Consider the following 26,200-nt stretch of genomic DNA (forward strand, 5'->3'; position numbering starts at 1 on the left):
CAATGGAATGCGTCCATAATTTTAGATTGATTAATAGAGTAAATCATTTTATTTAGAAATTCCACATTTTATATTAAACCAATACTTATGAAGAAAATAAACTTACCTAAAGCATCCTGCTCTCGGTATCTACTGAGTCTAATCTTTGGTATGATTGGTATTGCCAGCCTTTGGTCGCAAGAGACCCTCAGCGTATCTGGAACGGTAACCTCAGCAGATGACGGTATGCCTATTCCAGGAGTGAGTATAATTGTAAAAGGCTCTTCCCAGGGTACCACTACTGATTTTGATGGTAACTTCCAGATTGAAACAGCAACTGATGCCACGCTGGCTTTTAGTTATGTAGGATTTGATACACAGGAAGCGCCCGTAAATGGGCAAAGCACACTTAATGTAGCATTAAAAACAAATACTGCTGAACTTGATGAGGTGGTGGTTGTAGGATATGGTACACAACGCAAAGCCCTTGTTACCGGTGCGAATCTTCAGGTTGACGGCGATGCACTTCAAAATCAAAGCAGAACCAACCCACTTGAAGCATTACAGGGAAAAACACCAGGGGTTCAGATCACTTCTACTTCTGGACAGCCAGGGGCCGGTCTCAACGTAGTTATACGTGGTCTAGGATCTACCGGTGGAAATGCACCATTATATGTTGTAGATGGTGTATTAACAGGAGACATATCGTATTTAAACAATGCTGATATTGAATCTATTTCTGTACTTAAAGATGCTGCATCTGCCGCTATTTATGGTTCGCAGGCTTCAAATGGAGTTGTGCTGGTTACAACTAAAAGCGGTAAAAGGAACTCTTCACAAATCACATTTGATCAGTATTATGGTTTTCAAAGTGTACCCAGTAAAATTGATTTACTTGATGGTAGGGAATATGTTGTCATCATCAATGAAGCAGCTGTCAATTCTGGAAGAACACCTTTTTTCAATAATGAGGAAATTGATAATCTTCCTACGGAAACGGACTGGATGGATAAAATGTTTGTAGATAATGTGGTCACTCAAAACTATAGTCTTGGGTTTACCGGGGGTGGCGAAAATTCAACTTTTTCTTCTTCTTTGGCCTATACACAGCAAGGAGGTATCGTAGGGGGTGAGGATTTATCCAATTATGAGCGCTACAACGTTAGAATTAATTCTGAGCATGATATGTATGATGGCTTTGTAACCTTTGGCGAAAATTTAAGTTTCGCCTATGAGAAAAGTAATGGTGTTCGCGTGGGCAATCAGTACAATAACTCGCTTAGACCCGCTTTTGGAACTACGCCATTAATGCCATTTAGGGATGAAAATGGAGATTTCTTTAATACCGCAAATACTTCGACCCCTTACATCTCTGGACAATCAAACCCTTATGCAGAGATGGTTTATAATAATATGAATGAGAACGATAATCAGAAATTACTGGGTAACGTTTATGCAGAACTCAATTTTACAGATAATCTTAAATTTAGGACGAGTCTAGGTATTGATTATAACGCATCTAATAGTCATTCGTACGAGCCTATTTACCAGCTTTCTATATTTTCGTTTAGAAACAGGGACAGGGTGTACCAGTCACAGAGCAAAGGCTACTCTTTGATATGGGATAACTTGCTTACCTATAATTTTAACATAGCAAAAGATCATGAGTTTGAGGCTTTATTGGGAACATCATCATATAGCTATCAAGGTACATATCTTAATGCCACTAACGTTGACCTCACGTTTGATGAGCTTAAATACGGTTGGTTGGATAATGCCGTAAATTCTGAGGGCGGCGGACTTTTGAGCGCTGGCGGGGGGCCAAATTTTGTAAATAAGAGAATGTCTTATTTTGGACGTTTAAATTATAACTACAAAGACAAATATCTATTGAATACCACTTTTAGGGCAGATGGATCATCCAACTTTGATCAGAGTAATCGGTGGGGATATTTTCCATCCATATCAGGAGGTTGGGTCCTTTCTAAAGAAGATTTCCTAAGTGACTCTGATATATTCAATTTTCTTAAGTTGAGAGCAAGTTGGGGACAGGTTGGAAACCAGAACGCAGGGGCTTTTCAGTATTTAGCACCAATTACGTATTCCAACACCAACTATACTTATGGAAATGAAGAAGGCGTACTTGCGCCAGGTGCTTTTCCCAGCAGGTTGGCTAATCCTGGTTTGAAATGGGAAACCTCAGAACAAACAAATATAGGTCTTGATGCCCGTGTATTGAATAATACCTTAAATGTTGCATTAGATTTTTATGAGAAGGTTAATAAGGATTTTATTATAGTAGCACCAGTACCCTCTACAAGTGGTGCAGATGCACCTTTCTCAAACGGTGGTGATGTAACGAACCGTGGTGTAGAACTTGCGTTGACTTACGCCAATAACATAGGTGACTTTCAATACAATGTAGGTGTAAATGGAGCATATAATGATAACAAAGTAGGTAATATACCAACGCCTGACGGTATATTGCATGGAGAGATCAATCAGCTTTTTGACAATTCACCTGAATTTTATCGTGCCGAAAGTGGATTTCCTTTGGGCTATTTCTGGGGCTTGCAGACTAGTGGTCTCTTTCAAAATCAGGCTGAAGTGGATGCATACAATTTAAATGGAACCCTGGTGCAACCCAATGCCAGCCCAGGAGATGTGCGTTTTGTTGATCAGAACAATGATGGTACGATCAATGCTGATGATAAAATAAATATTGGTGACCCTAATCCAGATTTGACTTTTGGCTTCAATATTGGTTTTAATTATAAGGCACTGGACTTTATCCTTTCAGGAAATGGCGTAGCTGGGAATCAGATTGTTCAATCGTATAGAAACCAGTCTAATCAGTTTGCTAATTATACCACTGATATTCTTAATCGCTGGACGGGAGAAAATTCATCAAATTCAATTCCCAGGGTTACTTTAGATAATAGGAACCTATCAAATTTCTCTGATTTATATATTAAAAACGGAGATTTCCTTAGACTTAATAACCTAACTATAGGATATGATCTTGCAAAGGCCACAGATGATTTTGTGATTCAGAAATTACGTATCTATGCTTCTGCACTTAACCTTTACACTTTCACAAATTATGATGGGATGGATCCAGAAATAGGGTACGGTATTTCTACAGACACGTATTCTTTTTCATCCGGCGTTGATCTGGGATACTATCCGCGACCACGTACCTTTTTGCTTGGTCTTAATGTAATATTTTAAAAAAATGAAACCGATGAAATATATTAAACTTTATATGTTACTTGGCTTGAGCGCCTGTACGTTGCTCTCATGTTCAAAAGATTACCTGGATGCAGAACCTTTAACGCAGCTTACTGATTCTAATTTTTATCAGTCACCAGATGATGCATATGCTGCACTTGTGGGATGTTATGATGGTATGCAACGTGCCGTGGGCGGCATAGGTGGTTTAAGTTATCCTGTTGCCAGTATGGTTATGTCAGACAACTTTTATGGAGGTGGCGGTAGTGCAGATGGTTTTGGCTTTCAGGCAGTAGATGAATTTGATGTAACCCGTGCCCCGGCAGATCAGAATCTGTACGGAGGTTTGTGGGATGCCTATTACAAAGGTGTCTACAGGTGTAATGTGTTGATTCAAAAAATAGATCAGATTGATTGGTCAGAGAACCCGGCGTTGAGGGAACGATACTTATCAGAAGCACGTGTTATTCGTGGTTACTTATATTTTCAAATGGTGAAAATGTGGGGCAATATCCCATTACTTACAGAACCTTCACCAGACAATATTCCACAAGCTACTCCTGAAGAAGTTTATACGGTAATCGCTGAGGATCTTTCTTTTGCTGCTGAAAACCTACCCATGCAGGCCTATTCTGCAGTAGAACCTGGTAGAATTACCAAATGGGCGGCAAAATCATTGCTTGCACGTGTTTATTTATATTACACGGGTTATTATAATCAACCTGATCTTGTAGGAGTAGTAAGCAGGACAGAAGCCCTGGGACATGTAGAAGATGTGATCGCATCAAGTGGGCATGGTCTTCTTTCTGATTTTTCAACTTTATGGCCAGCTGCTTCGGTTAACAACTTTGCCGGTGAGAACAATGAAGAAATCGTTTTTTCTGTAAAACTTACCTATACAAGTGATTATAACGGAAATACAGATGGTAACTTATGGATGGTTATGTTAGGCATGCGTGAATATACCTACACTCCATATGGTAATGGCTGGGGGGTAACCGTGAATTCTGATATATACAACGCATTTAATACAAATGATACGCGAAGGGATGCTTCTATAATTGCCATAAATGAGCAGGAGGTGCCTTTTGATAAGTTGGCAAATCAACGAGAATATTCGGGATATTACACAAAGAAATATACTCCTATGGCAGATGACGCGGGCAACAGTCTGGCAGTAAAACTGGGAGGTGTGGATTTTCAGATTGGCCAATATCAGGATTTTTATGTAATTAGATACGCAGATGTATTGTTAATGGCAGCAGAATTGGGAAGCCCGAGCGCTCAGTCTTATTTTGATGAAGTAAGACAACGTGCGTATGGAGACAATTTTACCCAGATAGCCGTAACGCCAGCTTCAATTCAAAATGAAAGGCGATTAGAACTGGCTCTGGAGGGTGTGCGCTATTGGGATCTACTTCGCCAGGGAGTCGATGTAGCTGCAAATACCATCGCGACTTCCAGAACGCTTTTAAATGCGGGTGCAGAAGTTCAAAAGACAATTACCGCTGCAAATATTCAGAAGACACAGGGGTTACAACAAATACCGAACAATCAGATAACACTTTCTGATGGAGTATTGAAACAAAATCCAGGCTGGTAAAACTTTTTTTAAATTATAAAATACAACTATGAGAACTATTTTATTAAAACTATTAGTATTTGGCGCGGTCATACTTACTAGCTGTGATTCGCAGGATGATGAACTTCCACAGATCAATCTTCAAGCAGCAGATCTTAATTTTACAGTAATACAGGATCCTCAGCGGGATAATGATCTTAGCATGACCAGTAACGATAAATCCATGATACCCTATTGGAGTTATACTGACGCAAGCGGTAATGAATTAGGTCATTCCAATAAGTCTAACTTCAGCATAACCTTGCCTTTTGCCGGTTCCTATTTTGTAAATTATATTGTCTATACCCAGGGTGGAGCTGTGGAAGCGACGCCCGTAAAGGTGGATGTTTCTGAGAATGATGAGGAATTTTTTAGTGCAGAAGAATGGCAGATGCTCACCAATGGTGTAGAAGGTAAAACCTGGGTTCTGAATATGGTCAACCCCATAGGCTATGCTGGACTTGATTTTCCATACGGTCCAGAAAATGGTGATTACTGGAACTGGTATCCGGATTATGTAGGTAATGAATGGCTATTGGAGCAAAAGGATTGGGGCGAAATGACTTTTGACCTGGATGGAGGCTACAACGTATCTGTTATTCAAACAGCCTTAAATTCTTCTGAGCAAAAAACCACTTCAGGTTCTTTTGGTTACGCAATTGAAGATCATGCGATCAGTTTTAATGGTGGTGTAGAGCTTTTATATGGGGGTGATTATTATGCTGATGTAAGCAACTGGAAAAGTGTAAATGTGATAGAGTTGACAGAGAATTCTATGCGTTTAGCGGTAATTCGCGATCAAAGCAGATCTGGTGAGGGCCCGGCACAGATCGTTTTTCATTTTAAACCGAAAGATCAGTAATTAATCAGCATTTAAAGACCTGCGCAAATATTAAAATGTGCAGGTTTTTTATTAAATACCTTCACTATTTATGTTTCGTTTTTTTAGGCATAGTCTTACCTTAAGTATAATTTTTGCGGTATCTATTTCTTTTTCACAGACTAAAAAATCTGATTTTAGCCGTAGGACTAAAGATTTTAATGCAAACTGGCAATTTCATCTCAATGATGATTTGCAAAATCAGGATACGATAAGTGCAAACACGTCCTGGAATACCTTAAATCTACCCCATGACTGGAGTGTAGGACTTCCGTTTGAAGAAAATAGCCCTTCGGGAGCGGGTGGAGGTTCTTTAAGGGGCGGTCTGGGCTGGTATAAAAAAACGTTTCAGGTTCCCGCGGCAGATTCTTCGAAAATCACTAAAATTATATTTGACGGCGTGTATCACAACAGCAGCGTCTGGATCAACGGCAATTTTTTGGGAAAACGACCCAACGGTTATATTGGTTTTGAGTATGATTTAACTCCTTTTCTGAAGTATGGGGACACTAATAATGAAATCCTTATAAAAGTCGATAATGCGCAGCAGCCCAACTCCCGCTGGTATTCCGGAAGTGGTATTTACCGGAACGTTTGGCTTACCACGACTAATAAATTGCGCGTTCCGCAGTGGGGAACTTTCATCACCACGCCCCATATTTCAACGGATAGTGCTTCGGTTAAAATTGTTGTTCAGGTAGAAAATGGCTATAAAACGTCAAAAACGGCCCAAATTAGGACAAAAATTGTGTATAAACATACCAAAATAGCCTCTATTTCTTCGGAAAATACAACGATTTTAGCCCATAAATCTGACAGTTTAAGGCAGGAAATTAGTATTCCTGACCCAGAATTATGGTCAGTTGACAATCCCGCGATGTACACTGCGGTAACTGAAATTGTAGTGGATGGAAAAATCGTAGATCAATACAAAACACCTTTTGGTATCCGTAACTTCAAATTTGACCTTGACCGGGGTTTTATCCTGAATGGAAAACAGGTCAAAATCAAGGGTGTTTGTATGCACCACGATTTGGGTCCGCTGGGAGCTGCAGTTAATACAAGGGCAATTGAGCGCCAACTCGAGATTTTAAAGGATATGGGAGTGAATGGCATTCGTACCGCACATAACCCTCCCGCACCAGAATTATTAGAACTTTGCGATGCAATGGGATTTATCGTTATGGATGAATCCTTTGATATTTGGGAAAAGAACAAAACCGAATTTGATTATGCCAATAACTGGGGGAAATGGCATAAAACCGATCTAAAAGATCAGATTTTCCGGGATCGTAACCACCCCAGTGTGTTTATGTGGAGCATTGGCAATGAGATCCCAGAGCAGTGGAGCAATCGCGGTGCGGTAATTGGCAGGGAGCTGGCTGCAATCGTCAAAAGCCTAGATACCACACGTCTGGTTACTGCCGGTATGAACCCGCCCATTCATATAAAAGATAAAGAGGTGACCATCCAGTTTGAAGAAACCGCGGCAGAGCCCAATGCGCTCGCTGGTTCTGGGGCGCTGGATATCATAGGGTACAACTACGCGCACCAGACCTACGCACAGCATCAGAAAAATTTTCCCAATACGCCTTTTATAGCTACGGAAACGACCAGTTCCCTGGAAACTCGTGGATATTATGAATTCCCTTCAGATACCACAAAAATCTGGCCTGTACGCTGGGATATTCCATTTTCAGAAGGGAGTCCGGCAAATAGGATTTCGGCGTTTGATCAGGTACGCGCGCCGTGGGGATCGCTGCATGAAACAACCTGGAAAATCATTAAAAAATACGATTTCCTATCTGGTTTTTACATCTGGACCGGTTTTGATTATATAGGCGAGCCCACACCTTATACCTGGCCGTCGCGCAGCTCATACTTCGGGATTATAGACCTTGCAGGTTTTCCAAAGGATGTCTATTACATGTATAAAAGCGAGTGGGTAGAGGAAGATGTGCTTCATCTGTTGCCGCACTGGAACTGGGAAAAAGGGCAAACTGTTGATGTATGGGCATATTATAATCACGCTGATGAGGTTGAACTTTTCCTTAACGGAAAATCCATGGGAACGAAGAAAAAGCAAGGCGAAGACCTGCATGTGATGTGGCGCTTCCCATTTGAGGCTGGCACCCTGAAGGCGATTTCCAGAAAAGCCGGTAAAACAATAAAGGAAACTGAGGTTAAAACCGCGGGAAACTCAACAAAAATGGCACTCACAGCAGATCGTAATACGATCATTGCTGATGGTAAGGACCTTTCTTTTATCACCGTGACTATTACAGACGATGAAGGGATTTTATCACCAAGGGCAAATGATAACATTACCTTTTCAATAGAAGGGAACGGTGAAATCGTGGGGGTGGCCAGCGGCGACCCTACAAATCATCAGTCCTTTAAGGGAAAAGAACACCGCGCACTTAACGGAAAATGCCTGGTGATCCTACAATCTGCCAAAGATGCCGGCACAATAACCCTAACTGCTAAAGCTTCCGGTTTGAAAACCGCAACAATCAACATTATTTCAGAATAAAAACACCTAAAATGACCAAAAAACGCCAAAAAATGACCACTTTTCCGTTTCTATCGGAAATAAAAAAACTACCCGTACTTCTAGGCCTTCTGGCGGGAACGTCTGGCTTGTATGCGCAGATGCAAAATGCAAATATTCTCAACAGCGCCATAGATATAAGTGCAGATTTTGAAAATTACCAGAACACCTTTTATTTTGCTGATGAACTGGCTTCCTTTGATCCTAAAACCGGGAAGGGTACGGTAAAATATAAGCGGTATAACTATGAGACCGCGCAGGCTTTTGATAATATGCTCATGCGCCCCAATGAAGTGCAGGCCAATGAATTTCCTGCCACGGAATATGAAGCCGAACCCGAAATGCCTTTTGAGATCCAGTTTGTTTCTGATAGGTCCATCAGGATTAAAATGGCATCTGGCCCTCAATTTAATCAGCCAGAAGAATCGTTAATGCTGGTGGATGGTACAGCGCCAAATCATCCAGAACTATGGGAATCATCCACGATAGACGGAGGTTATAAATATACCAGCGCTCACGGTGCCGTGGAGATCCTGACCAAACCTTGGCACGTAAAAATTTACGATGAAAACGGAAAGTTGCTCACCAGCACCTTACACCTTACCGATACTAAAAATACGTACACGCCCGTAATGCCTTTTGCCTACGTGCGTCGTAGCAGTGATTATTCCCGCAGTATGGCACCTGTTTTTTCACTGGAGCCAGATGAAAAAATCTTTGGTTGTGGGGAGTCTTTTACCCAGTTTAATAAACGTGGTCAGAAGGTGGTGCTTTATACAGATGATGCCAATGGTGTGCAGAACGAGAGCATGTACAAACCTATCCCGTTCTATATGAGCAGCCGCGGTTATGGAGTTTTTATGCACACATCTTCTCCTATCAGTATTGATTTTGGAAAGTATTTTAGTGGTGCGAATAAAATGATGCTGGGTGATGATGTTGCAGACTTGTTCCTTTTTATAGGTGAGCCTAAAGATATCCTTGACGAGTATACAAACCTTACCGGAAAAACCCAGATGCCACCATTATGGTCTTTTGGTTTCTGGATGAGCCGCATCACGTATTTTTCTGAAAAGGAAGGGCGCGATGTTGCAGACAACTTACGTAAATATAAAATTCCCAGCGATGTCATTCACTTTGATACGGGTTGGTTTGATGTGGACTGGCGTAACAATTACGAATTTTCCGCAGATCGTTTTGATGATCCCGTAGACATGATGGCTGATATGAAAGATCAGGGTTTTCATGTTTCTCTGTGGCAATTACCTTATTTCACACCTAAAAACACCCTTTTTAAGGAGATAATTGACCAGAATCTGGCCGTTAAAGACCGAAAAGGAAATATTCCCTATGAAGATGCAGTACTTGATTTCTCAAACCCGGAAACGGTTACCTGGTATCAGGCAAAATTGAAACATTTGCTAGATCAGGGCGTAAGTGTTTTCAAGGTCGACTTTGGGGAAGCTGCCCCGGCAAATGGAATTTATCATTCTGGCCGCACAGGTTTTTACGAGCACAATTTATATCCTTTGCGTTATAACAAAGCAGTTGCGGAAATCACACAAAAAGAAAAGGGATATACCTTGATCTGGGCGCGCAGTACCTGGGCCGGTAGTCAGCGCTATCCCCTGCACTGGGGTGGTGATGCCGCAACAACTAACACAGCAATGTCTGCAACCCTACGAGCGGGACTTTCCCTTGGCTTGAGTGGTTTTAGCTTCTGGAGCCATGATGTGGGCGGTTTTGTCACAAAGTCGCCAGAAGACCTTTACCGCAGATGGACGCCCTTTGGGATGTTATCTTCGCACGTGAGAAGTCACGGGGAGCCACCTACAGAGCCCTGGGAATATAGTAAGGGCTTTTTAGAAGATTTCCGTAAAGCAGATAATATGCGTTATGAGCTTATGCCCTATATCTACGCACAGGCCAAGGAAAGTTCTGAAAAGGGACTTCCCATGATGCGCGCGCTATTTGTTGAATTTCCGGATGATGCAGGTTCCTGGCTTGTTGATAATGAGTATTTATTTGGTTCAAGTATGTTGGTCGCCCCATTATTTGAAGAGGAAACTGAACGGGATGTTTATCTTCCGGAAGGTACCTGGATTGATTACCAGAGCCATAAAGTTTACCAGGGCGGATGGCATAAAATCAAAGCTGGTGACATACCCATCATAGCTTTAGTTAAAAACGGTACCGTGATTCCACACATAAAATTGGCGCAATCCACTCAGGATATGGACTGGAGCAAAATTGACCTTAAGGTTTTTGCTGATCAAAACACGAATTCTGCCACGGGTAAAGTGTTTTTACCAGAAAGTGATGCGCTACAGTCTATTACATTGCGAAAAGAAGGGAAATCGTTTTCATTGAGAGATAATCCTTTAAAGGGAAAAACCGATTTTAAAATAGAATTACAGCAATAAAATCCCCATCTGGCCTCCCCGATAAGGGAGGAACCAGAACGTTGATAATATGAATGCAAAGGTCAATTTAGAGAATACTATGAAAAATTTTGGATTGGTTCTTGGATTTTTACTGCTGGTTTTAAACAGTTGTTCCGAAGGGAAAAAGACAGGGGCAAAAGCTGAAAAGCAGTCCCCTCGCTATACCGCAAATTGGGATTCCCTTGCGAAGTATGAAGAAACAGCGGAATGGTTTAAAGATGCGAAGTTCGGGATCTATGCCCACTGGGGCGTGCTTTCTGTACCTGCGTATGCAAATGACTGGTACCCGCGCAACATGCATATTGAAGGTAGTGATGAGAACAAACATCAGGTAGAGACCTACGGTCCACTGAGTGAATTTGGTTACCATGATTTTGTGCCACAGTTTAAGGCCGAAAATTTTGATGCCGATGCCTGGGCCACTTTATTTAAAGATTCTGGGGCAAAATTTGCCGGTATTGTAGCAGAACATCATGACGGCTGGAGCAACTGGGATAGTGAAATTAATCCTTGGAATGCTATGGATAAAGGTCCGCACCGCGATATTGTAGGGGAGTTGGAAAAAGCTATTCACGGGCAGGATATGAAATTTGTAACCACGTTTCACAAAGCCAGGAACTTACAGCAATTTCAGCAGGATTCAACAAAGTGGCTTGATGACACGTCTTATTTTCCATACAATCCAGAAATGGCAACTGCTTCTACAGATTCTACGTTGCGCATAATGTACGGTAATATTCCGAAAGAGCAATTTTACAAAAACTGGCTGGGCGAACTTCATGAGGTTATTCATAACTACGGTCCAGATCTTATCTATTTTGATAGCAAACTGGATAAATTACCTGATTCGATTAAAGCAGAGTTTGTCGCTGATTATTTCAACGATTCTAAAGCCCGAAACAAGCAGGTCGTTATTACACATAAGGAAGGCGAACTTCCAAAATCTGTAAGTGTAGAGGATTTTGAGAAGGGGAGAATGAACGACAAAACCGATGATTTTTGGTTGACTGATGAGACGATCTCCGTGGGGAGTTGGAGTTATGTAAATGGTCTACAGCTCAAAACTTCGGGTGAAATTATTAATCTCCTTGCTGATATTGTAAGTAAAAACGGTGCGTTGATGCTTAATATTTCACCGAAGGCAGATGGAACTATTCCGCAGGATCAACAAAAAGTCCTTAAGGAAATAGGAGTATGGCTAGAGAACAACGGTGAGGCTATTTATGGTACGCGTACCTGGAACATTTTTGGCGAAGGCCCTACAAAACAGGAAAAGTCAGGTATGTTTTTGGATAAAATCAGCTATACCGCGCAAGATATTAGGTATACCAGCAAAGGGAATACGGTTTATGCTATTGTGTTGGGCCAGCCAGAAGCTGGAACCGAAATGTTACTGAGGTCTTTTTCAGAAGAAAATTTAGATAATTCTTCCGCTAAGGTTTTGGGGGTTACCTGCCTGGATTCCCAGGACGATATCGCCTTTAAACAAACCAAAGACGGACTCCAACTTACAACGCCATCCAAAACGATTAATGATAAAGCCGTAGTTTTTAAAATTACATTACAGAAAGAAGAATGAATATGAACTCAATACTATACTTATGAATCTATTTAACGTACAGCGGTTTTTAATGGCAATGGTGCTATTCGTAGCAACTATATCCTGCGCTAATGATGATGTCGAAGTCGTGGCAGCGCAAAGTCTTGATTTTTCGATAACGCCTTCAGAGATCAGTTTCGACCCAAACGGTGGAAACACACTCATAAATATCAATACAGAGACTGACTGGGAACTCACAGTAGCAAATGACTGGCTGACAGTATCTTCTAATAAAGGATCCAAGGCCGAGAAAATTACCTTGAAAGCATTGATGAATAGCGATACAATCGCAAGAAATTCAGTACTAAGCTTAAAATCTGGCGATTCTTCACAAGATATTCAGGTGAATCAGGCAGCGGCAGTTCCGGCAGATGATAACACAATCACATACGCAATACCAGCAGATAGCACGGGAATGAGCAGTCTGCCGGCTGTAGAATTTGCCAGTCAGATGCATATAGGCTGGAATGTGGGAAATTCACTTGAAGCAGTGGGTGGTGAAACTGCCTGGGGCAACCCGATGATCACTGAACAATTAATTGATGCAGTACAGGCGGCCGGTTTTGATGCAGTGCGTATACCGGTATCCTGGAGCCAATTTTCAAACGAAGCTGAATTTACCATTCAAGATAGCTGGTTAGATCGCGTGCAGGAAGTTGTAGATTATGCACTGGCCAATGATATGTACGTTATTATGAATGAGCATTGGGATGGTGGATGGATGCAGCCAACAAGGGCTGATCAGGAATATGTAAATACACGTCTGGAAGCGATGTGGACACAAATCGCAACCCACTTTAGGGAGTATGGGGATCATTTGCTGTTTGCCGGTACCAATGAGGTTATGGTAGAAGGTGATTACAGTACGCCCACTGAAGACTATTATACCGTTCAAAACAGTTTTAACCAGACATTTGTTGACGCTGTGCGGGCTACAGGAGGTAAAAATGTATATAGATATCTAGTCGTTCAGGGTTTTAATACAAACATTGATCATACCGTAAATTACGCAGAAATCCCCGAAGATGTAGTTGCTGGGAAATTAATGATGGAAGTTCATTACTACGACCCTTTCAATTTTACTTTAAATCAGGATAGCACCATAACGCAGTGGGGAAATGATGCTGAAGATCCTACCAAAGTTGAAAGTTGGGCGAATGAATCCCATGTAGATAGCCAGTTTCAAAGGATGAAAACTACATTTATAGATGAAGGAGTAGCAGTCATCCTGGGCGAATATGGTGCAATTTCCCACACGGAAATAGAAGGGCATGATGCTTATCGCAACTATTACCTTCAATATGTTACACAAACGGCAAAAGCTAATGGACTCGTGCCCTTTTACTGGGATAATGGTTTTGCGGGGAACTATGGTTTTGCGCTTTTTAACCGCGCAGAAGGAACGATTATTGAGCCAGAACTCATTACAACCTTAATAAACGCCGCTCAATAAGGGGAAGATAATATCAACTCATAAGTTGTCGTAATTTTCGCTTATTCTAAGCTGGTTTTCAACCGAAATGAATCGTGTACAGTATAATTAATGTAGCTCTCGCTAAATTCAGATTTCAGGATCTGATTGTAGGGAGAGCTATTTTTTTGTAGTTCAATCACAAAGAACCATAGTTAAATATCGTGCATCATTTTAAGCATAATATATTAAAATATCAATGTCAGCACCGAGTAAGAAAAGGTTTTTTAGATTGATAATTCCAGATTGCTGTATTTGATGATTATATATGTGTTTGAAATTGAGGAGTGTTTAAAGTGTTGAGCATATTTTCAGTTTTGAAGTTTTGTACCAATTGATAAAGGAAATATATCCTCAATTTTTTGCTGAAAACAGCTGTTTTGAGCTATATTTTGGTGATTTATATCTTAAATCTAACGCATTTCGTTTTAAAATTTGTCCTTGCTATTTTGGTATTCGTATAGCAAATCGTGAAATTCAAAAGACATCCATTTTCAAGTTATATCCTGTGGCAGAGTAGTATCTTTGCACGATGCGTCCCAAAATCCTTTTTATTACGCCACCCTTTACGCAGTTAAATACCGCGTATCCTGCAACGGCCTATCTTAAAGGTTTTCTGGAAACGCATGAGGTTCCCGTAGTGCATGTTGATCTGAGTATTGAGCTGTTTACGTCGATTTTTACGGGAGCTTTTTTACGGGCAGTATTTGAAGAGGCCGCGGAGTTAGCGCAGGATCACTATCCTAAGGTCAGGGAACTGAAAGAGCATTATATCTCAAGGGTGGATACGGTCATTGGCTTTTTGCAAAAGCAGGACCTTAAAACTGCGCACCAACTCCTTAAACCCGGTTTTTTACCACAAGGGCACCGATTGATCAACGTCAATACCACGATCAAATGGGCTGCCGGTGAAGAAGGGATTCTGGATAAGGCAAAGCATTATGGTACCCTTTTTATTGAGGAACTGGGCGATTATATACACGCTAACGTAGATGAGTTTTTCGCATTTACCAAGTATGCCGAGCAACTGAGTGCTTCGGCGAGCAGTTTTGATCAGCTTGATGAGTTTTTAAGTTACCAGCCAACGCTTATCGAGGAACAAATGCTGGACCTTCTGGTGGCGCATATTGAAAAGGAGGAGCCTGATTTGGTTTGTTTTACGATTCCGTTTCCCGGAAATTTGTTTGCCGCCTTGCGCTGTTCACAATTTATAAAACAGCTGTTTCCGGAAATTAAAGTCGCCTTTGGCGGCGGCTATTGCAATACCGAATTGCGTTCCCTCAGCGATCCTCGTATTTTTGAATTTATCGATTTTATTTGCCTTGATGACGGGGAAGGTCCGCTTTTAAAACTGGTAGGCTATCTGGAAGGAAGTCTTGCTATGGCAGATTTAGAACGTACGTTTTTACTTGAAAATGAACAGGTGCTCTACAAGAATAAACTGCCCAATACGATTTACCACCACCGCACCTTACCGGCTCCTGATTATTCCGGTTTGCCCTTTGATAAGTACGTGTCTTTTCTGGATGTGGTAAACCCGATGCACCGTATGTGGACGGATGCCCGCTGGAATAAACTCACCATCTCGCACGGGTGTTACTGGAAACAATGTTCGTTTTGTGATGTGAGCCTGGATTATATCGGTACTTATCAAAACACAACCGCAAGCGCTTTAGTTGATAAAATCGAAAAAGTTATTAAGGATACCGGTATTACGGGTTTTCACTTTGTGGATGAAGCGGCACCTCCAAAAATGTTGCGGGCGCTTTCTCATGAATTGCTTACGCGAAACCTTAAAATCACATGGTGGACGAATATTCGGTTTGAAAAGACGTTTGATTTTGAATTGTGTCAGTTGATGGCGGAGTCTGGCTGTATTGCCGTAACCGGCGGACTGGAAGTGGCTTCAGACCGATTGCTGGCGAAGATGAAAAAAGGGGTGGATATCGCTCAGGTTACGCGGGTCACGCATAATTTTTCCCAAACTGGTATTATGGTGCACGCTTACCTGATGTATGGTTTTCCCACCCAGACCGAGCAGGAGACCATTGATGCGCTGGAGGTGGTACGCCAGCTTTTTGAACATAATTGTATTCAGTCTGCTTTTTGGCATCAGTTTACCACAACCGCCCACAGTCCTATTGGTAAAAATCCGGAGGCTTTTGGAATAGAAGTGACCGGGCCTGATTTTGAAGGTTTTGCACAAAACGATTTGTATCATAACGATCCGCAGGGTGCTGATCATCCTAAATATACACAGGGATTAAACAGCGCCTTGAATGCGTATTTAAACAACACCGGCTACGCTAAAAATCTACAAAATTGGTTTGACTTTCCCATCCCGGAAATCAGTATTTCCAGGGATCTTATCAAAAGGTATTTAGCTGAAAATAGGTCTAAAGAAACCACTCGAGTGCATTAAGGGGAAAGATCACCCAAATTATTAAATCCGAAATTTAAGTTTAGGAATGTAAGCGTTTCTCTGCATTAATGATCTGCGCTACCGCCTGTCTGTATTTTCCAGGGTTAGAGGCTTTTTTAATCGCTTTATAGGTTTTTTTGGGATCAGAGGTAGACTGTGCAAAGAACTCCCAAAACCCTAGCATTTTCATTTTTATGGGCGTTGGTCCGGAAAGGTACTCATCGTACTCCCGATAAATGCGGTCGTGAAATTCAGAGAAAATTGACCAGCGGTCCCCGGGGTATTCTTTAGTATTATTTTTGATCATGGCGGGTAAAAACGGATCGGCAATTAAACCACGCCCTATCATAAAATGATCAATCTGGGGAAAGCGTTTTTCGATCGCTTTAAATACCGAAACACTGGTGATGTCGCCGTTATAATACAATTTATGTTTGGTACTGCTGATGCATTTTTCAAAAGCATCCAGATCAACGGGACCTTTGTATAACTGTTTTCCTATACGGGCATGAATCGCGATATTTTTAAGCGGGTACTTATCTAAAACCGAAAAAGCATCCAGAATTTCACCTGCATGTTCATATCCCATTCTCATTTTCATAGAAACCACAATATCGGTCTCGTTATGCGCGCGTTGCAGCACGTCATTAATTTTTGCCGGATTACAGATCAGCCCAGATCCCATTCCAGATTTGGTAACCATGGGATATGGGCACCCTAAATTCCAGTTTAGTTCTTTATATCTCAGACTTCGCACATAATTCACTACAAACAAAAACTCATCAGGATCGTTAGTCATTACCTGGGGAATTACTTCAAGATCAAGGTTGTTTTCTGGCTGTAAATCGTTTTGATAGGACTGCTTGATTTTAAGCTTTCCGTTTAAACGAATATATGGCGAATAAAAAGTGTCAATACCTCCAAAATAGTGATGAAACGCATTCCTGAATCTGAAATCTGTAAAGCCTTGTAAAGGGGAAGAAAGTAGTGTAACGGCCATTATATGGTTTAGTGCGGCAAAGATAACACAATTGCGTTTGAGTTTTTTAAAGCGGAAGGTGTTGAAGAATTAGAATATTGAACCTTTCCATTCATTTATCTACTGGTTGAATGCTGTGATTATAAGGTTTATCATCAGGTAAAACGCCTACGATTAGATAGTATAAACGCTAAAAACCACCGAAAAATCGAATTTTTCGGTGGTTTTTTAGATGTATTTGGTGGTTTTTGGAACTTAAGCAATATCTTAAATTCTACCATCTCAAGAGCTTGGAATTTTAAGAATTATTTTCATTTGATCTTTTTACTTTAAAACAAAATCAGAAAGTAAACGAATTATTCCACATCAGTGGATTAATCACCGAACAAATTACCTAAGCTGCCTGAACCACCTTTTTTTGCTTTATTTCCCAGTAGCATTCCGGTAACGTCATCCATGACACTCCCATCCCCATTTCTATCCAGAAGTGATTCGATGATACTACCACCTCCACCGGAATGGCTCCCTAGAAGACCTCCCAGTAATTCAGACAATCCGCCAGGCTCATTTACATTATTTTCCTGCTTCTTCTTGCCCAGAAAACCAAGAACTATAGGAGCGGCAATTTTTAAAATTTGGGCAACCGTACCTGCATCCAGTCCTACTTTCTGCGCAATGGTCTGCTGAATGCCACTTTGTTGACCTCCCAATACATTTTTGAGAATTCCCTCTCCATCGTTTTTAACGTTTTGATCTACACCCTGACCTCCTAAAAGACTACCCAGATTATCAAGGATGCTACCGTCATGTTTGTTTGAAAGGGCCCCCAAAAGACTAGACGCGCCCTGTGGTGTTGCCGCGTTTTTATTCATGGCGCCCAGTAAGAGGGGTAGGGCCATTTGCAGTACGCTACTTGTTTTATCTTCGGAAGCGCCGGTTTCTTTACTGGTGCTGCTTATTAATTGTTTTGCGGTATCGTTATTTAAAAGATCAAGTAAACCTGACATAGCTATAGAATTTAAAGTTGCGTTTTAAAATTAGGGCATTAAACTCCGCCATCAACCACTATTAACAAAAAAACCGGATACAGGATCCAGTTTTTAATGTTTAATTTAGAAACTTATCCCAATAGGGATTTGATCTGATCTGCGAGTTCAACGCCTATACGATCCTGCGCCTCATTAGTCGCAGCACCTATATGTGGGGAAAGTGAAACCTTGGGATTCATGAGCACCTTAACGGCAGGTTTCGGTTCATTTTCAAAAACATCAAGACCGGCAAAGGCCAGTTTTTTATTTTCCAGAGCTTCTATAAGCGCCAGTTCATCAATGACACCACCGCGTGCGGCATTGACAAGGCCAGCACCGTCTTTCATCATTTCGATTTCTTTTTTACCAATCACGTATTCTTTTTGTGCAGGCACATGAAGGGTAATGAAATCTGCAGTTTTCAAGACCTCCTCTTTAGAAATGCTGGTCAGTTTGAAATTTACTTTTTGACCGTCATAAAAATCAAGGCCAACCTCGGCATTCTCCATATAAGGATCATGGTAAATGACTTTCATGCCTGCGCCCAGGGCAACTTTTGCAGTAGCCTGACCTATACGGCCAAATCCTAAAACCCCTAAGGTTTTACCGCGGAGTTCTACCCCTTTTGCATAGGCTTTTTTAAGATCCCCAAATTTTGAATCGCCATCTAAGGGCATGTTCCGGTTTGAATCATATAAAAATCGTACTCCATTGTACAAGTGGGCAAAAACCAATTCTGCCACAGAGGCAGAAGAAGATGCAGGTGTATTGATTACATGTACCCCTTTTTCCTTAGCATAGGAAACATCAATATTGTCCATACCTACACCGCCACGACCTATAAGTTTAAGGTCTGGGCAAGCGTCAATAAGGACTTTGCGTACTGTGGTGGCGCTGCGAACTAATAAGGCGTCAATTTTGTTTTCATTTATATAATTAGCGAGTTGCTCCTGGGCAACTTTTGTGGTGATTACTTCAAATCCTCCGTCTTGTAACGCATCTACGCCAGACTGGGAAATGCCGTCATTTGCTAATACTTTCATAGTTGTGATCTCTTTTATATTATTTATACTGGGAATTGGTTTTGCCAGGTTTATGCCGTGCGCTCCAGTTCGCTCATGACATCCACGAGTACGCCCACGCTGTTTAAACTTAATGCGTTGTACATAGAAGCACGATAACCTCCTACGCTTCGGTGCCCGTTAAGACCGCTTATGCCGGCTTCTTTCAGCATGGTGTCGAATTTTGTCTTGGCTTTTTCATTGGTAATATTAAACGTTGCGCTCATTGTAGAGCGGTCTTCTTTTGCAACATAACCTTCAAAGAGTGGGTTGAGGTCAATTTCAGAATAGATAAGGGTTGCCTTCTTGTCATTTTCCTCTTCAATAGCGCTTACGCCACCCAATTCTTTAAGCCAGCGCAGGGTCAATAAGGAAGTATATACTGCAAATACCGGTGGTGTATTGTACATACTGTCTTTTGCGATATGCTGAGCATAGTCCAGCATATTGGGTATAGGTCGTTTTACCTTACCAAGAATATCTTCTTTTATCACAACTAAAGTCGTCCCTGCCGGACCCATGTTTTTCTGTGCACCCGCATAAATGAGGTCAAACTTTGAATAATCAAGCGTACGTGAAAAAATATCACTGCTCATATCTGCAACCATGGGGCAGTCCAATGCTGGGAAATCTTTCATTTGTGTACCAAAAATAGTATTGTTAGTGGTACAGTGAAAATAATCCATGCCTTTAGGAACTTCATAGCCTTTAGGAATGTAATTATAGTTCTTGTCTTTTGAGGAAGCAACTTCTACGACTTCACCAAAAATCTTTGCTTCGGCCACGGCTTTATCGCTCCAAGTACCGGTGTTGAGATATGCTGCCTTATTCTCGAGTAAATTGTATGCTGCCATTACGAATTGCATACTGGCGCCACCTTGTAGAAACAATGCTTTATATCCTTTACCTTTAAGTCCCAGAAGTTCTATGGAATGTTCACGGGCCTCTTCCATTACCGCGACGAAATCCTTGCTACGGTGCGAAATTTCCAGAACAGATAAATCGAGGTTGTTGAAGTTGAGAACGGCATCTGAGGCTTGCTTGAGTACCTCCTGTGGCAGGATACTGGGCCCTGCGCTAAAATTGTGTTTTTTCATTGGAGAATATATAGTGTAAAAGAAATAGTTTTAAGGCTAAAGTTTAAACAATCTTGTTGGACATTGGATAGCTTTTGAGCGTGATTTCTGTAATGTTATATAGAATTTTCACTATGCAAAGATGTCCAAAAAGTAATGGAAAACCACCGATAATTCAATAAAAAAGGAATAAATAAGCCTAAATTTTTAATAAAAATGCAATAGTATCTACACCATCCGCATAATCCCAAAGTTTGGGTTGCTGTGCCTGACCAAATGGAATTTCATTTTCTGTAAATCCTGATGAAACGATGCATTGAATCTGATCAGCCTGTCCTTGAAGTATTTCTTTCAGGTTTTCGGGATTTTCATATTTTTCATAAAATACAACTGCGATAGGGGAAGAGAAATTTTTGTCCTCTTTCAATATCATAAAGTTATTGTCCAGAAGTGGCTCAAGCCCCATGAGATAAACCGCTTTATTGTAATCGTAATTATTGACATATTTATCGTGATTGATGACTTCCTTATGTTCAAACATCGCGTTAAAAAAGAGATCTATATCATAACCTTCCGGAAGGTAAATCTTAGAAACACTTCGGCATCCCATGCCGTAAAATGAAAAAATATCATTTGCAAGGCCCTTTAATTCTTCCCTGGATTCCTGACCGGTGAGCACGGCGATACCATTTCGGTTTTTGCGTATAATGTGTGGCTTTTCTTTAAAATAATATTCAAAATAGCGTGCGGTATTATTACTTCCCGTGGCAATTACAGCGTCAAAAGAAGGTAATTTTTCTTCTGTAAATTTGATTTTATCTTCAAATAAGGGTTCTATGGCTATAAGTACTTTGGCCAGATAGGGCAGGAGCAACTTGTCATTACTGGATAATTTTGCAATTACCTTATGCCCGCAAATCAAAATGCTCAGAAAATCATGAAAACCTACAAGGGGAAGGTTGCCGGCCATTACAACAGCTACATTTTTTGAGGAAGGTTCCTTGTCACCGTCATACTTTTCAAGCCACTGATGAAGGGCGTTTTCGGTAAGGTTTTCTGCCCAGCCCTTTAGGGCAAGATGCACCATTGTTTTAGTGAACCATGCATTATGAATATGAGCCTTTTCTATACATTCTTTAAAATCTGTGTACCATTGCTTGTCCAGGATTGATTCTTTTTCAGTAGAATCTGTGTTTTCCTGAAAGTTCTTTAGGAAAGTCCCAAGTTTTGAGAATGCTGTAATTCTTTGGTTTAAATGCATAAATGGTTTGGTAAGGTTAAGGCCAAGCCTTAATTTTGTGTGTAAATTTACGCAATTAGAAAAAGAATATACCATGGCGATCATAATAACAGATGAATGTATTAACTGCGGTGCCTGTGAGCCAGAATGCCCGAATACGGCTATTTATGAAGGAGCAGATGACTGGAGGTACTCAGATGGTACAGACCTTAAAGGAAAGGTAGTCCTGCCTAGCGGAAAAGAGGTGGATGCCGAAGAAACTCAGGAACCCATAAGCGACGAGATTTATTATATTTCCCCAGATAAATGTACCGAATGTAAAGGATTTCACGAAGAGCCCCAGTGTGCGGCTGTTTGTCCGGTAGACTGTTGTGTGCCCGATGATGACCACGTAGAATCTGAAGAGACCTTACTGGCAAAACAGGCGTTTATGCACCACGAATAAAAATTACCATAAAGCATAAAAAAACCGGCAATTTGCCGGTTTTTTTATGCTCTGAAGTGTTTTACTCAAAAATTGAAAGAAAGCCTTGAATAGTAATAGGCCCCGCTAAAACCCATTTGTACTGAATCCCAGTAACCACCGGCCTCGGTCCAGTCATCTTGCTGATCTGGATATACATTGAAAAGGTTAGTACTTCCTACCTGCAACTTTAGATGATCTGAAAGCTCGAAGCCAAAAACCAAATCTGTAACCACCTTTGGGCTGTAATGGTCTGTAGCTCCCTCTAACAATGCAGCGTCGTCAGCATAACCCAAATCTGCCGGACTTTCCAATGCCTGAAAATCGAGCAGGTTTATTTCGCTAAAACGCGTAAAAGACAAACCTGTATTGAACCAGGACCGCTCATAATTTAAATTTAATGCCATCTTGCTATCTGGTGCAGAAGCAAGTAAAAACGCCTGATCACGTGGTCCAAAAAAGGTCTGCTCATCCAGATCGCCATTATTAATGTCAGTAATTTCCATATCATTGAAATTGCCGGTAAAGGTCGCGCTAATAAGGTTTTTATCAAATTGTGTCTTGTAACTCAATACCACATCCAGACCTTTAGTACGTGTATCTGCGCCATTTGCAAAAAACTGGGCGGCTTCAACACCTGGGATGGTTGCGGCATCAAAATTTCCGGTAAGGACAATCCTGTCTTTTACGCTTATGTAATACCCATCAATAGTTGCAGAAAAAGAGTTTATGGTTGTTGTAAACCCCAAGGCCGCGTTCAAAGCGGTTTCTTCTTTTAAAGGTCCGATGCCAAAGGAAGCGGTGACCGGACTATTGTTAGGGGATAAAAGGGATTCCAGGGCTTCACCACCTATAAAATTCGTAAACCGAAGATTGTAATAAATCTGAGCCAGTGACGGAGCTCTAAACCCGGAACTTAAAGAACCACGTAGGTTGAAGTTATCGCTCAGTTTTAAACGCGAAGATAATTTTCCGTTAATGGTACTGCCAAAATCACTGTAGTTTTCAAAACGGGCTGCCGCGCTTAAAAGGAATTTTTCGGTTAGATCAAATTCTGTATCGGCATAAAGGGAAACATTAGATCTGCTACGGTCTACTGCATTTGCCGGGCCATATCCGGGAAAACCCTGAGAACCCCCGGGTCTAGGATCTCCAGATACAACATCGATGGGCTGGGTTTGAGTAGCGGGATCAATAATTAACCTTCCCGAGGTATCGTAAGTTCCATAAGAGCCTTCCTCACCAGCAAATATGGTAAAGTTTTCGGTACGGTATTCTGCACCAAAGGCGATGTTCATACCGGCAAGTATAGTATCATAGAACTTAGAAAAATCGAGATTGATCGTATTTTGGTCTAAGGTATGTCCGCCAGCATCAAAATCGGTAGGGGAGAGTTCTTCAAGACTGGCGTTGACCGTTCCCTTTATATAGTAATGAAAAAGATTTTTTCCGTAGGTGTTACTGAGGTCTATATTCCAGCCCGCATCAGATTTTGTGCGCACACCCACCGCTACGGAATTGTCTGTAATGATAGAAGTGATGCGTGGTGTAAACCCATTGGGATAAATGGAAGTTACGACCCGTGCGCCGTCGTTTCTGGTAAAGGCATACGCATCTGTATCGCGGTAGTTGCGACCTCCAAAAGCATAAATTTCTGTTTTGTCTGAAACAGGATACGCTACATTGGCAAATAAATTCAATCCCTCTATAGCGGCTTCACCAAATCCTTTCCTGAATTCAAAACCGGGACGTAGCGTTTTATTTTTATTGATATATTCCGTAGTGAAATTGGCATAACCACCATTTTCTCCCAGTGCGACACCATAATTTACACCCACTTTCACAGAACCTCCATCAAAAGATTTGTCTTTGCCTATAGCGTTGCCATCGCGGTCTGTATCCAGTCTGTAGCCGTCTGTATTCCACAGGCCATAAGGATCTGTACCAAAATCCCCTTTGGCATCCGTATTGTAAAAGCCATAACTAACAGAACCTCCCACAGCGCCAGTGTTGTCATTTAAAACGATGTTGATAACACCGGCAATAGCATCAGACCCGTACTGGGCAGAAGCACCATCGCGCAGAACTTCAATGCGTTTTATTGCGGTTACGGGGATGGCGTTGAGATCTGTCCCCGTATTTCCACGTCCCCTTGTCCCAAAAATATTTATTAAAGATGATTGGTGCCGACGTTTACCATTGATTAAAACCAAGGTTTGATCTGGTCCCAACCCACGCAAAGAGGCGGGATCCACATGGTCTGCCCCATCAGAGCCTGATTGTTTATTGGCATTAAACGAAGGTGCAGCATATTGTAATAGTTGGTTTACCTCTAATTGTCCACTTTGCGTGCTGACTTCTGATACATCGATAATATCTATGGCAACCGGTGTATCTGTCGAAGTCCGTTTTGGGTTTCTGGAACCTACAATTTGCACTTCATTTAATTGTAGACCGCTGGTCATGGTAACATCGATCTGACTTTCCCCATCTACCGGGATTTCCTGTTCTTCAAAACCTATATAGGAAAAAACGAGTGTCGAACCATCATTAACTTCTATGGAATAGTTACCATCAAAATCTGTTGTAGTTCCCTTGATGGTCCCTTTTTGAAGGATGTTTACACCGGGAAGCGCCGTGCCATCTGTATCCCTGATAGTCCCTGTAATGGTATTTTGCGCCCACGTTAAGGAGCAGAGCAAACTAAAGAGTAGTGTTAATTTCATATAATTGCGTTTTTAGAGTTCGTTAGCTAAAAGTATTCAATGAAAATGGATTTTTGTTAAAGAAAATGGCTTTAATTCACATTTTATTTGATTAAAATTAAAAGAATTCTATTGATGATGTTATATCATTATTTCATTAAGAAAACGAGAATTTGGTAACATTATATAATAGATAATTCAGGCCCTCCTTTATATAACCTTTTTTTCCGCGGAATGCTTGAGAACATGCTAATTATTGTTATCTACTAACCCCTTAAATTCTATAGAAGCTTCCTATATTTACGCCTCCAAAAAATAAAGTAATGAAAGCAGGGATTGTAGGATTGCCAAATGTGGGTAAATCAACTCTTTTTAATTGTTTGTCAAATGCAAAGGCGCAGAGTGCGAACTTTCCTTTTTGTACCATTGAGCCTAATGTGGGCGTGGTTAACGTACCTGATCCAAGAATTTCCAAGTTAGAGGAATTGGTCAAGCCAGAGCGCGTTCAACCAGCTACTGTGGATATTGTTGATATTGCCGGTCTGGTAAAAGGAGCAAGCAAAGGGGAGGGATTAGGAAATCAGTTCCTGGCAAATATTAGGGAAACCGATGCCATCCTTCATGTTTTGCGCTGTTTTGATGATGAGAATATAGTGCACGTGGATAATAGCGTAAATCCGGTTAGGGACAAAGAAACTATAGATATAGAACTTCAGTTGAAAGATCTGGAGACTGTGGAAAAGAAGCTTGAAAAGGTAAAAAAAGCATCCCGAACAGGTAATAAGGAAGCACAAAAAGAAGAGGCTGTTCTAAGTAAAATAAAAACATCTCTAGAACAAGGTATTTCCATACGTGCAGTTGAATTTTCTGACGACGATTATGCTGACTATGTAAAGCCATTACAGTTTATTACAGATAAACCCGTAATGTATGTTTGCAATGTGGACGAAGGATCTGCTAAAAGCGGCAACGCCTATGTAGAAAAAGTGCGAGAAGCCGTGAAAGATGAGAATGCCGAAGTTCTTGTACTTGCTGTAGGTACCGAAGCCGACATCAATGAGCTTGATGATTTTGAAGAGCGCCAAATGTTTTTGCAGGATATAGGCCTTGATGAGCCAGGTTCTGCAAAACTGATACGGGCGGCGTACAAATTATTAAAACAACAAACTTATTTTACGGCTGGCGTCAAAGAAGTACGTGCATGGACGATCAATGTAGGTTCTACTGCGCCACAGGCTGCCGGGGTTATTCATACAGATTTTGAAAAGGGATTTATCCGTGCAGAAGTTATTGGTTATGAGGATTTCGTAAAATTTGGCAGTGAGGCTAAAGTAAAGGAAGCCGGAAAAATGGGCGTAGAAGGCAAAAACTATGTTGTAAAAGATGGTGACGTAATGCACTTCCTTTTTAACGTATAGTATTGCTTATAACCTTTATTATAGTGGAGGT

The 26,200-nt window shown here is 41.2% G+C and carries 16 protein-coding genes; 10 read left to right on the forward strand and 6 right to left on the reverse strand.

Annotated elements, in window-relative coordinates; translation table 11 throughout:
- Window positions 1–87: 87 nt before the first annotated feature.
- The 8 genes from P162_RS12955 (at window position 88) to P162_RS12990 (ending at window position 16,199) form a co-directional block, all read left to right on the forward strand.
- Window positions 88–3,210, forward strand: a complete 3,123-nt coding sequence (locus tag P162_RS12955) for a SusC/RagA family TonB-linked outer membrane protein (RefSeq protein WP_031427904.1) — start codon at window positions 88–90, stop codon at window positions 3,208–3,210.
- 13 nt (window positions 3,211–3,223) lie between these two features.
- The gene (locus P162_RS12960; protein ID WP_031427906.1) at window positions 3,224–4,813 is read left to right on the forward strand and encodes a RagB/SusD family nutrient uptake outer membrane protein; all 1,590 of its coding nucleotides are present in this window, start codon (window positions 3,224–3,226) and stop codon (window positions 4,811–4,813) included.
- Window positions 4,814–4,841: 28 nt separating this feature from the next.
- On the forward strand, window positions 4,842–5,693 hold the full coding sequence (locus tag P162_RS12965) for a hypothetical protein (RefSeq protein ID WP_031427907.1): 852 nt from the start codon (window positions 4,842–4,844) through the stop codon (window positions 5,691–5,693).
- Between the two features lie 70 nt (window positions 5,694–5,763).
- Window positions 5,764–8,244 (forward strand): beta-galactosidase GalB, encoded by a 2,481-nt coding sequence (gene galB, locus P162_RS12970; RefSeq protein ID WP_031427909.1) that lies wholly within the window; start codon window positions 5,764–5,766, stop codon window positions 8,242–8,244.
- Between the two features lie 119 nt (window positions 8,245–8,363).
- Window positions 8,364–10,685, forward strand: a complete 2,322-nt coding sequence (locus tag P162_RS12975) for an alpha-xylosidase (RefSeq protein ID WP_241077811.1) — start codon at window positions 8,364–8,366, stop codon at window positions 10,683–10,685.
- Window positions 10,686–10,734: 49 nt separating this feature from the next.
- A complete protein-coding gene (locus P162_RS12980; RefSeq protein ID WP_241077775.1) occupies window positions 10,735–12,285 on the forward strand; it encodes an alpha-L-fucosidase in 1,551 nt (516 codons plus the stop codon).
- A gap of 22 nt (window positions 12,286–12,307) precedes the next feature.
- Complete coding sequence (locus P162_RS12985) at window positions 12,308–13,759, forward strand: cellulase family glycosylhydrolase (RefSeq protein ID WP_035917050.1); 1,452 nt, start codon at window positions 12,308–12,310, stop codon at window positions 13,757–13,759.
- 550 nt (window positions 13,760–14,309) lie between these two features.
- Complete coding sequence (locus tag P162_RS12990) at window positions 14,310–16,199, forward strand: B12-binding domain-containing radical SAM protein (RefSeq protein WP_035917052.1); 1,890 nt, start codon at window positions 14,310–14,312, stop codon at window positions 16,197–16,199.
- A gap of 40 nt (window positions 16,200–16,239) precedes the next feature.
- On the opposite strand, the gene P162_RS12995 is transcribed toward P162_RS12990, so the two are convergent.
- From P162_RS12995 to P162_RS13015, 5 genes are all read right to left on the reverse strand, one after another.
- The gene (locus P162_RS12995; protein ID WP_031427918.1) at window positions 16,240–17,199 is read right to left on the reverse strand and encodes a tRNA dihydrouridine synthase; all 960 of its coding nucleotides are present in this window, start codon (window positions 17,197–17,199) and stop codon (window positions 16,240–16,242) included.
- 353 nt (window positions 17,200–17,552) lie between these two features.
- A complete protein-coding gene (locus tag P162_RS13000) occupies window positions 17,553–18,185 on the reverse strand; it encodes a DUF937 domain-containing protein (protein ID WP_031427920.1) in 633 nt (210 codons plus the stop codon).
- Between the two features lie 113 nt (window positions 18,186–18,298).
- Window positions 18,299–19,249 carry a D-2-hydroxyacid dehydrogenase gene (locus P162_RS13005; RefSeq protein WP_031427921.1) on the reverse strand — a complete coding sequence of 317 codons (951 nt, stop codon included), beginning with the start codon at window positions 19,247–19,249 and terminating at the stop codon, window positions 18,299–18,301.
- A gap of 50 nt (window positions 19,250–19,299) precedes the next feature.
- Entirely contained in the window at window positions 19,300–20,364 is a 1,065-nt protein-coding gene (serC, locus tag P162_RS13010) for a 3-phosphoserine/phosphohydroxythreonine transaminase (RefSeq protein ID WP_031427923.1), read from the reverse strand.
- Between the two features lie 178 nt (window positions 20,365–20,542).
- Entirely contained in the window at window positions 20,543–21,604 is a 1,062-nt protein-coding gene (locus tag P162_RS13015) for an acyl-CoA reductase (RefSeq protein ID WP_031427925.1), read from the reverse strand.
- 73 nt (window positions 21,605–21,677) lie between these two features.
- Here P162_RS13015 and P162_RS13020 point away from each other — a divergent pair, with 73 nt between their 5' ends.
- Entirely contained in the window at window positions 21,678–22,028 is a 351-nt protein-coding gene (locus tag P162_RS13020) for a 4Fe-4S dicluster domain-containing protein (RefSeq protein ID WP_031427927.1), read from the forward strand.
- Between the two features lie 65 nt (window positions 22,029–22,093).
- Here P162_RS13020 and P162_RS13025 read toward each other — a convergent pair whose 3' ends face one another.
- Window positions 22,094–24,772 (reverse strand): TonB-dependent receptor, encoded by a 2,679-nt coding sequence (locus P162_RS13025; protein ID WP_031427928.1) that lies wholly within the window; start codon window positions 24,770–24,772, stop codon window positions 22,094–22,096.
- A 302-nt stretch (window positions 24,773–25,074) separates the two neighbouring features.
- Here P162_RS13025 and ychF point away from each other — a divergent pair, with 302 nt between their 5' ends.
- Window positions 25,075–26,169, forward strand: a complete 1,095-nt coding sequence (gene ychF / locus P162_RS13030; protein ID WP_031427929.1) for a redox-regulated ATPase YchF — start codon at window positions 25,075–25,077, stop codon at window positions 26,167–26,169.
- The last annotated feature ends 31 nt before the right edge of the window (window positions 26,170–26,200 follow it).

It is taken from the genome of Flavimarina sp. Hel_I_48, from assembly GCF_000733945.1.
In the GTDB taxonomy this organism is placed as follows: Bacteria; Bacteroidota; Bacteroidia; order Flavobacteriales; family Flavobacteriaceae; genus Leeuwenhoekiella.

Coding starts and splice junctions, on each gene's coding strand:
- P162_RS12975 (WP_241077811.1), top strand. CDS start 8,364: ATGCAAAATGCAAATATTCTCAACAGCGCCATAGATATAAGTGCAGAT.
- ychF (WP_031427929.1), top strand. CDS start 25,075: ATGAAAGCAGGGATTGTAGGATTGCCAAATGTGGGTAAATCAACTCTT.
- P162_RS12995 (WP_031427918.1), bottom strand. CDS start 17,199: ATGGCCGTTACACTACTTTCTTCCCCTTTACAAGGCTTTACAGATTTC.
- P162_RS13005 (WP_031427921.1), bottom strand. CDS start 19,249: ATGAAAGTATTAGCAAATGACGGCATTTCCCAGTCTGGCGTAGATGCG.
- P162_RS13020 (WP_031427927.1), top strand. CDS start 21,678: ATGGCGATCATAATAACAGATGAATGTATTAACTGCGGTGCCTGTGAG.
- P162_RS12985 (WP_035917050.1), top strand. CDS start 12,308: ATGAATCTATTTAACGTACAGCGGTTTTTAATGGCAATGGTGCTATTC.
- P162_RS13025 (WP_031427928.1), bottom strand. CDS start 24,772: ATGAAATTAACACTACTCTTTAGTTTGCTCTGCTCCTTAACGTGGGCG.
- P162_RS12980 (WP_241077775.1), top strand. CDS start 10,735: ATGAATGCAAAGGTCAATTTAGAGAATACTATGAAAAATTTTGGATTG.
- galB (WP_031427909.1), top strand. CDS start 5,764: ATGTTTCGTTTTTTTAGGCATAGTCTTACCTTAAGTATAATTTTTGCG.
- P162_RS13015 (WP_031427925.1), bottom strand. CDS start 21,604: ATGCATTTAAACCAAAGAATTACAGCATTCTCAAAACTTGGGACTTTC.
- P162_RS12990 (WP_035917052.1), top strand. CDS start 14,310: ATGCGTCCCAAAATCCTTTTTATTACGCCACCCTTTACGCAGTTAAAT.
- P162_RS12965 (WP_031427907.1), top strand. CDS start 4,842: ATGAGAACTATTTTATTAAAACTATTAGTATTTGGCGCGGTCATACTT.
- P162_RS12955 (WP_031427904.1), top strand. CDS start 88: ATGAAGAAAATAAACTTACCTAAAGCATCCTGCTCTCGGTATCTACTG.
- P162_RS12960 (WP_031427906.1), top strand. CDS start 3,224: ATGAAATATATTAAACTTTATATGTTACTTGGCTTGAGCGCCTGTACG.
- serC (WP_031427923.1), bottom strand. CDS start 20,364: ATGAAAAAACACAATTTTAGCGCAGGGCCCAGTATCCTGCCACAGGAG.
- P162_RS13000 (WP_031427920.1), bottom strand. CDS start 18,185: ATGTCAGGTTTACTTGATCTTTTAAATAACGATACCGCAAAACAATTA.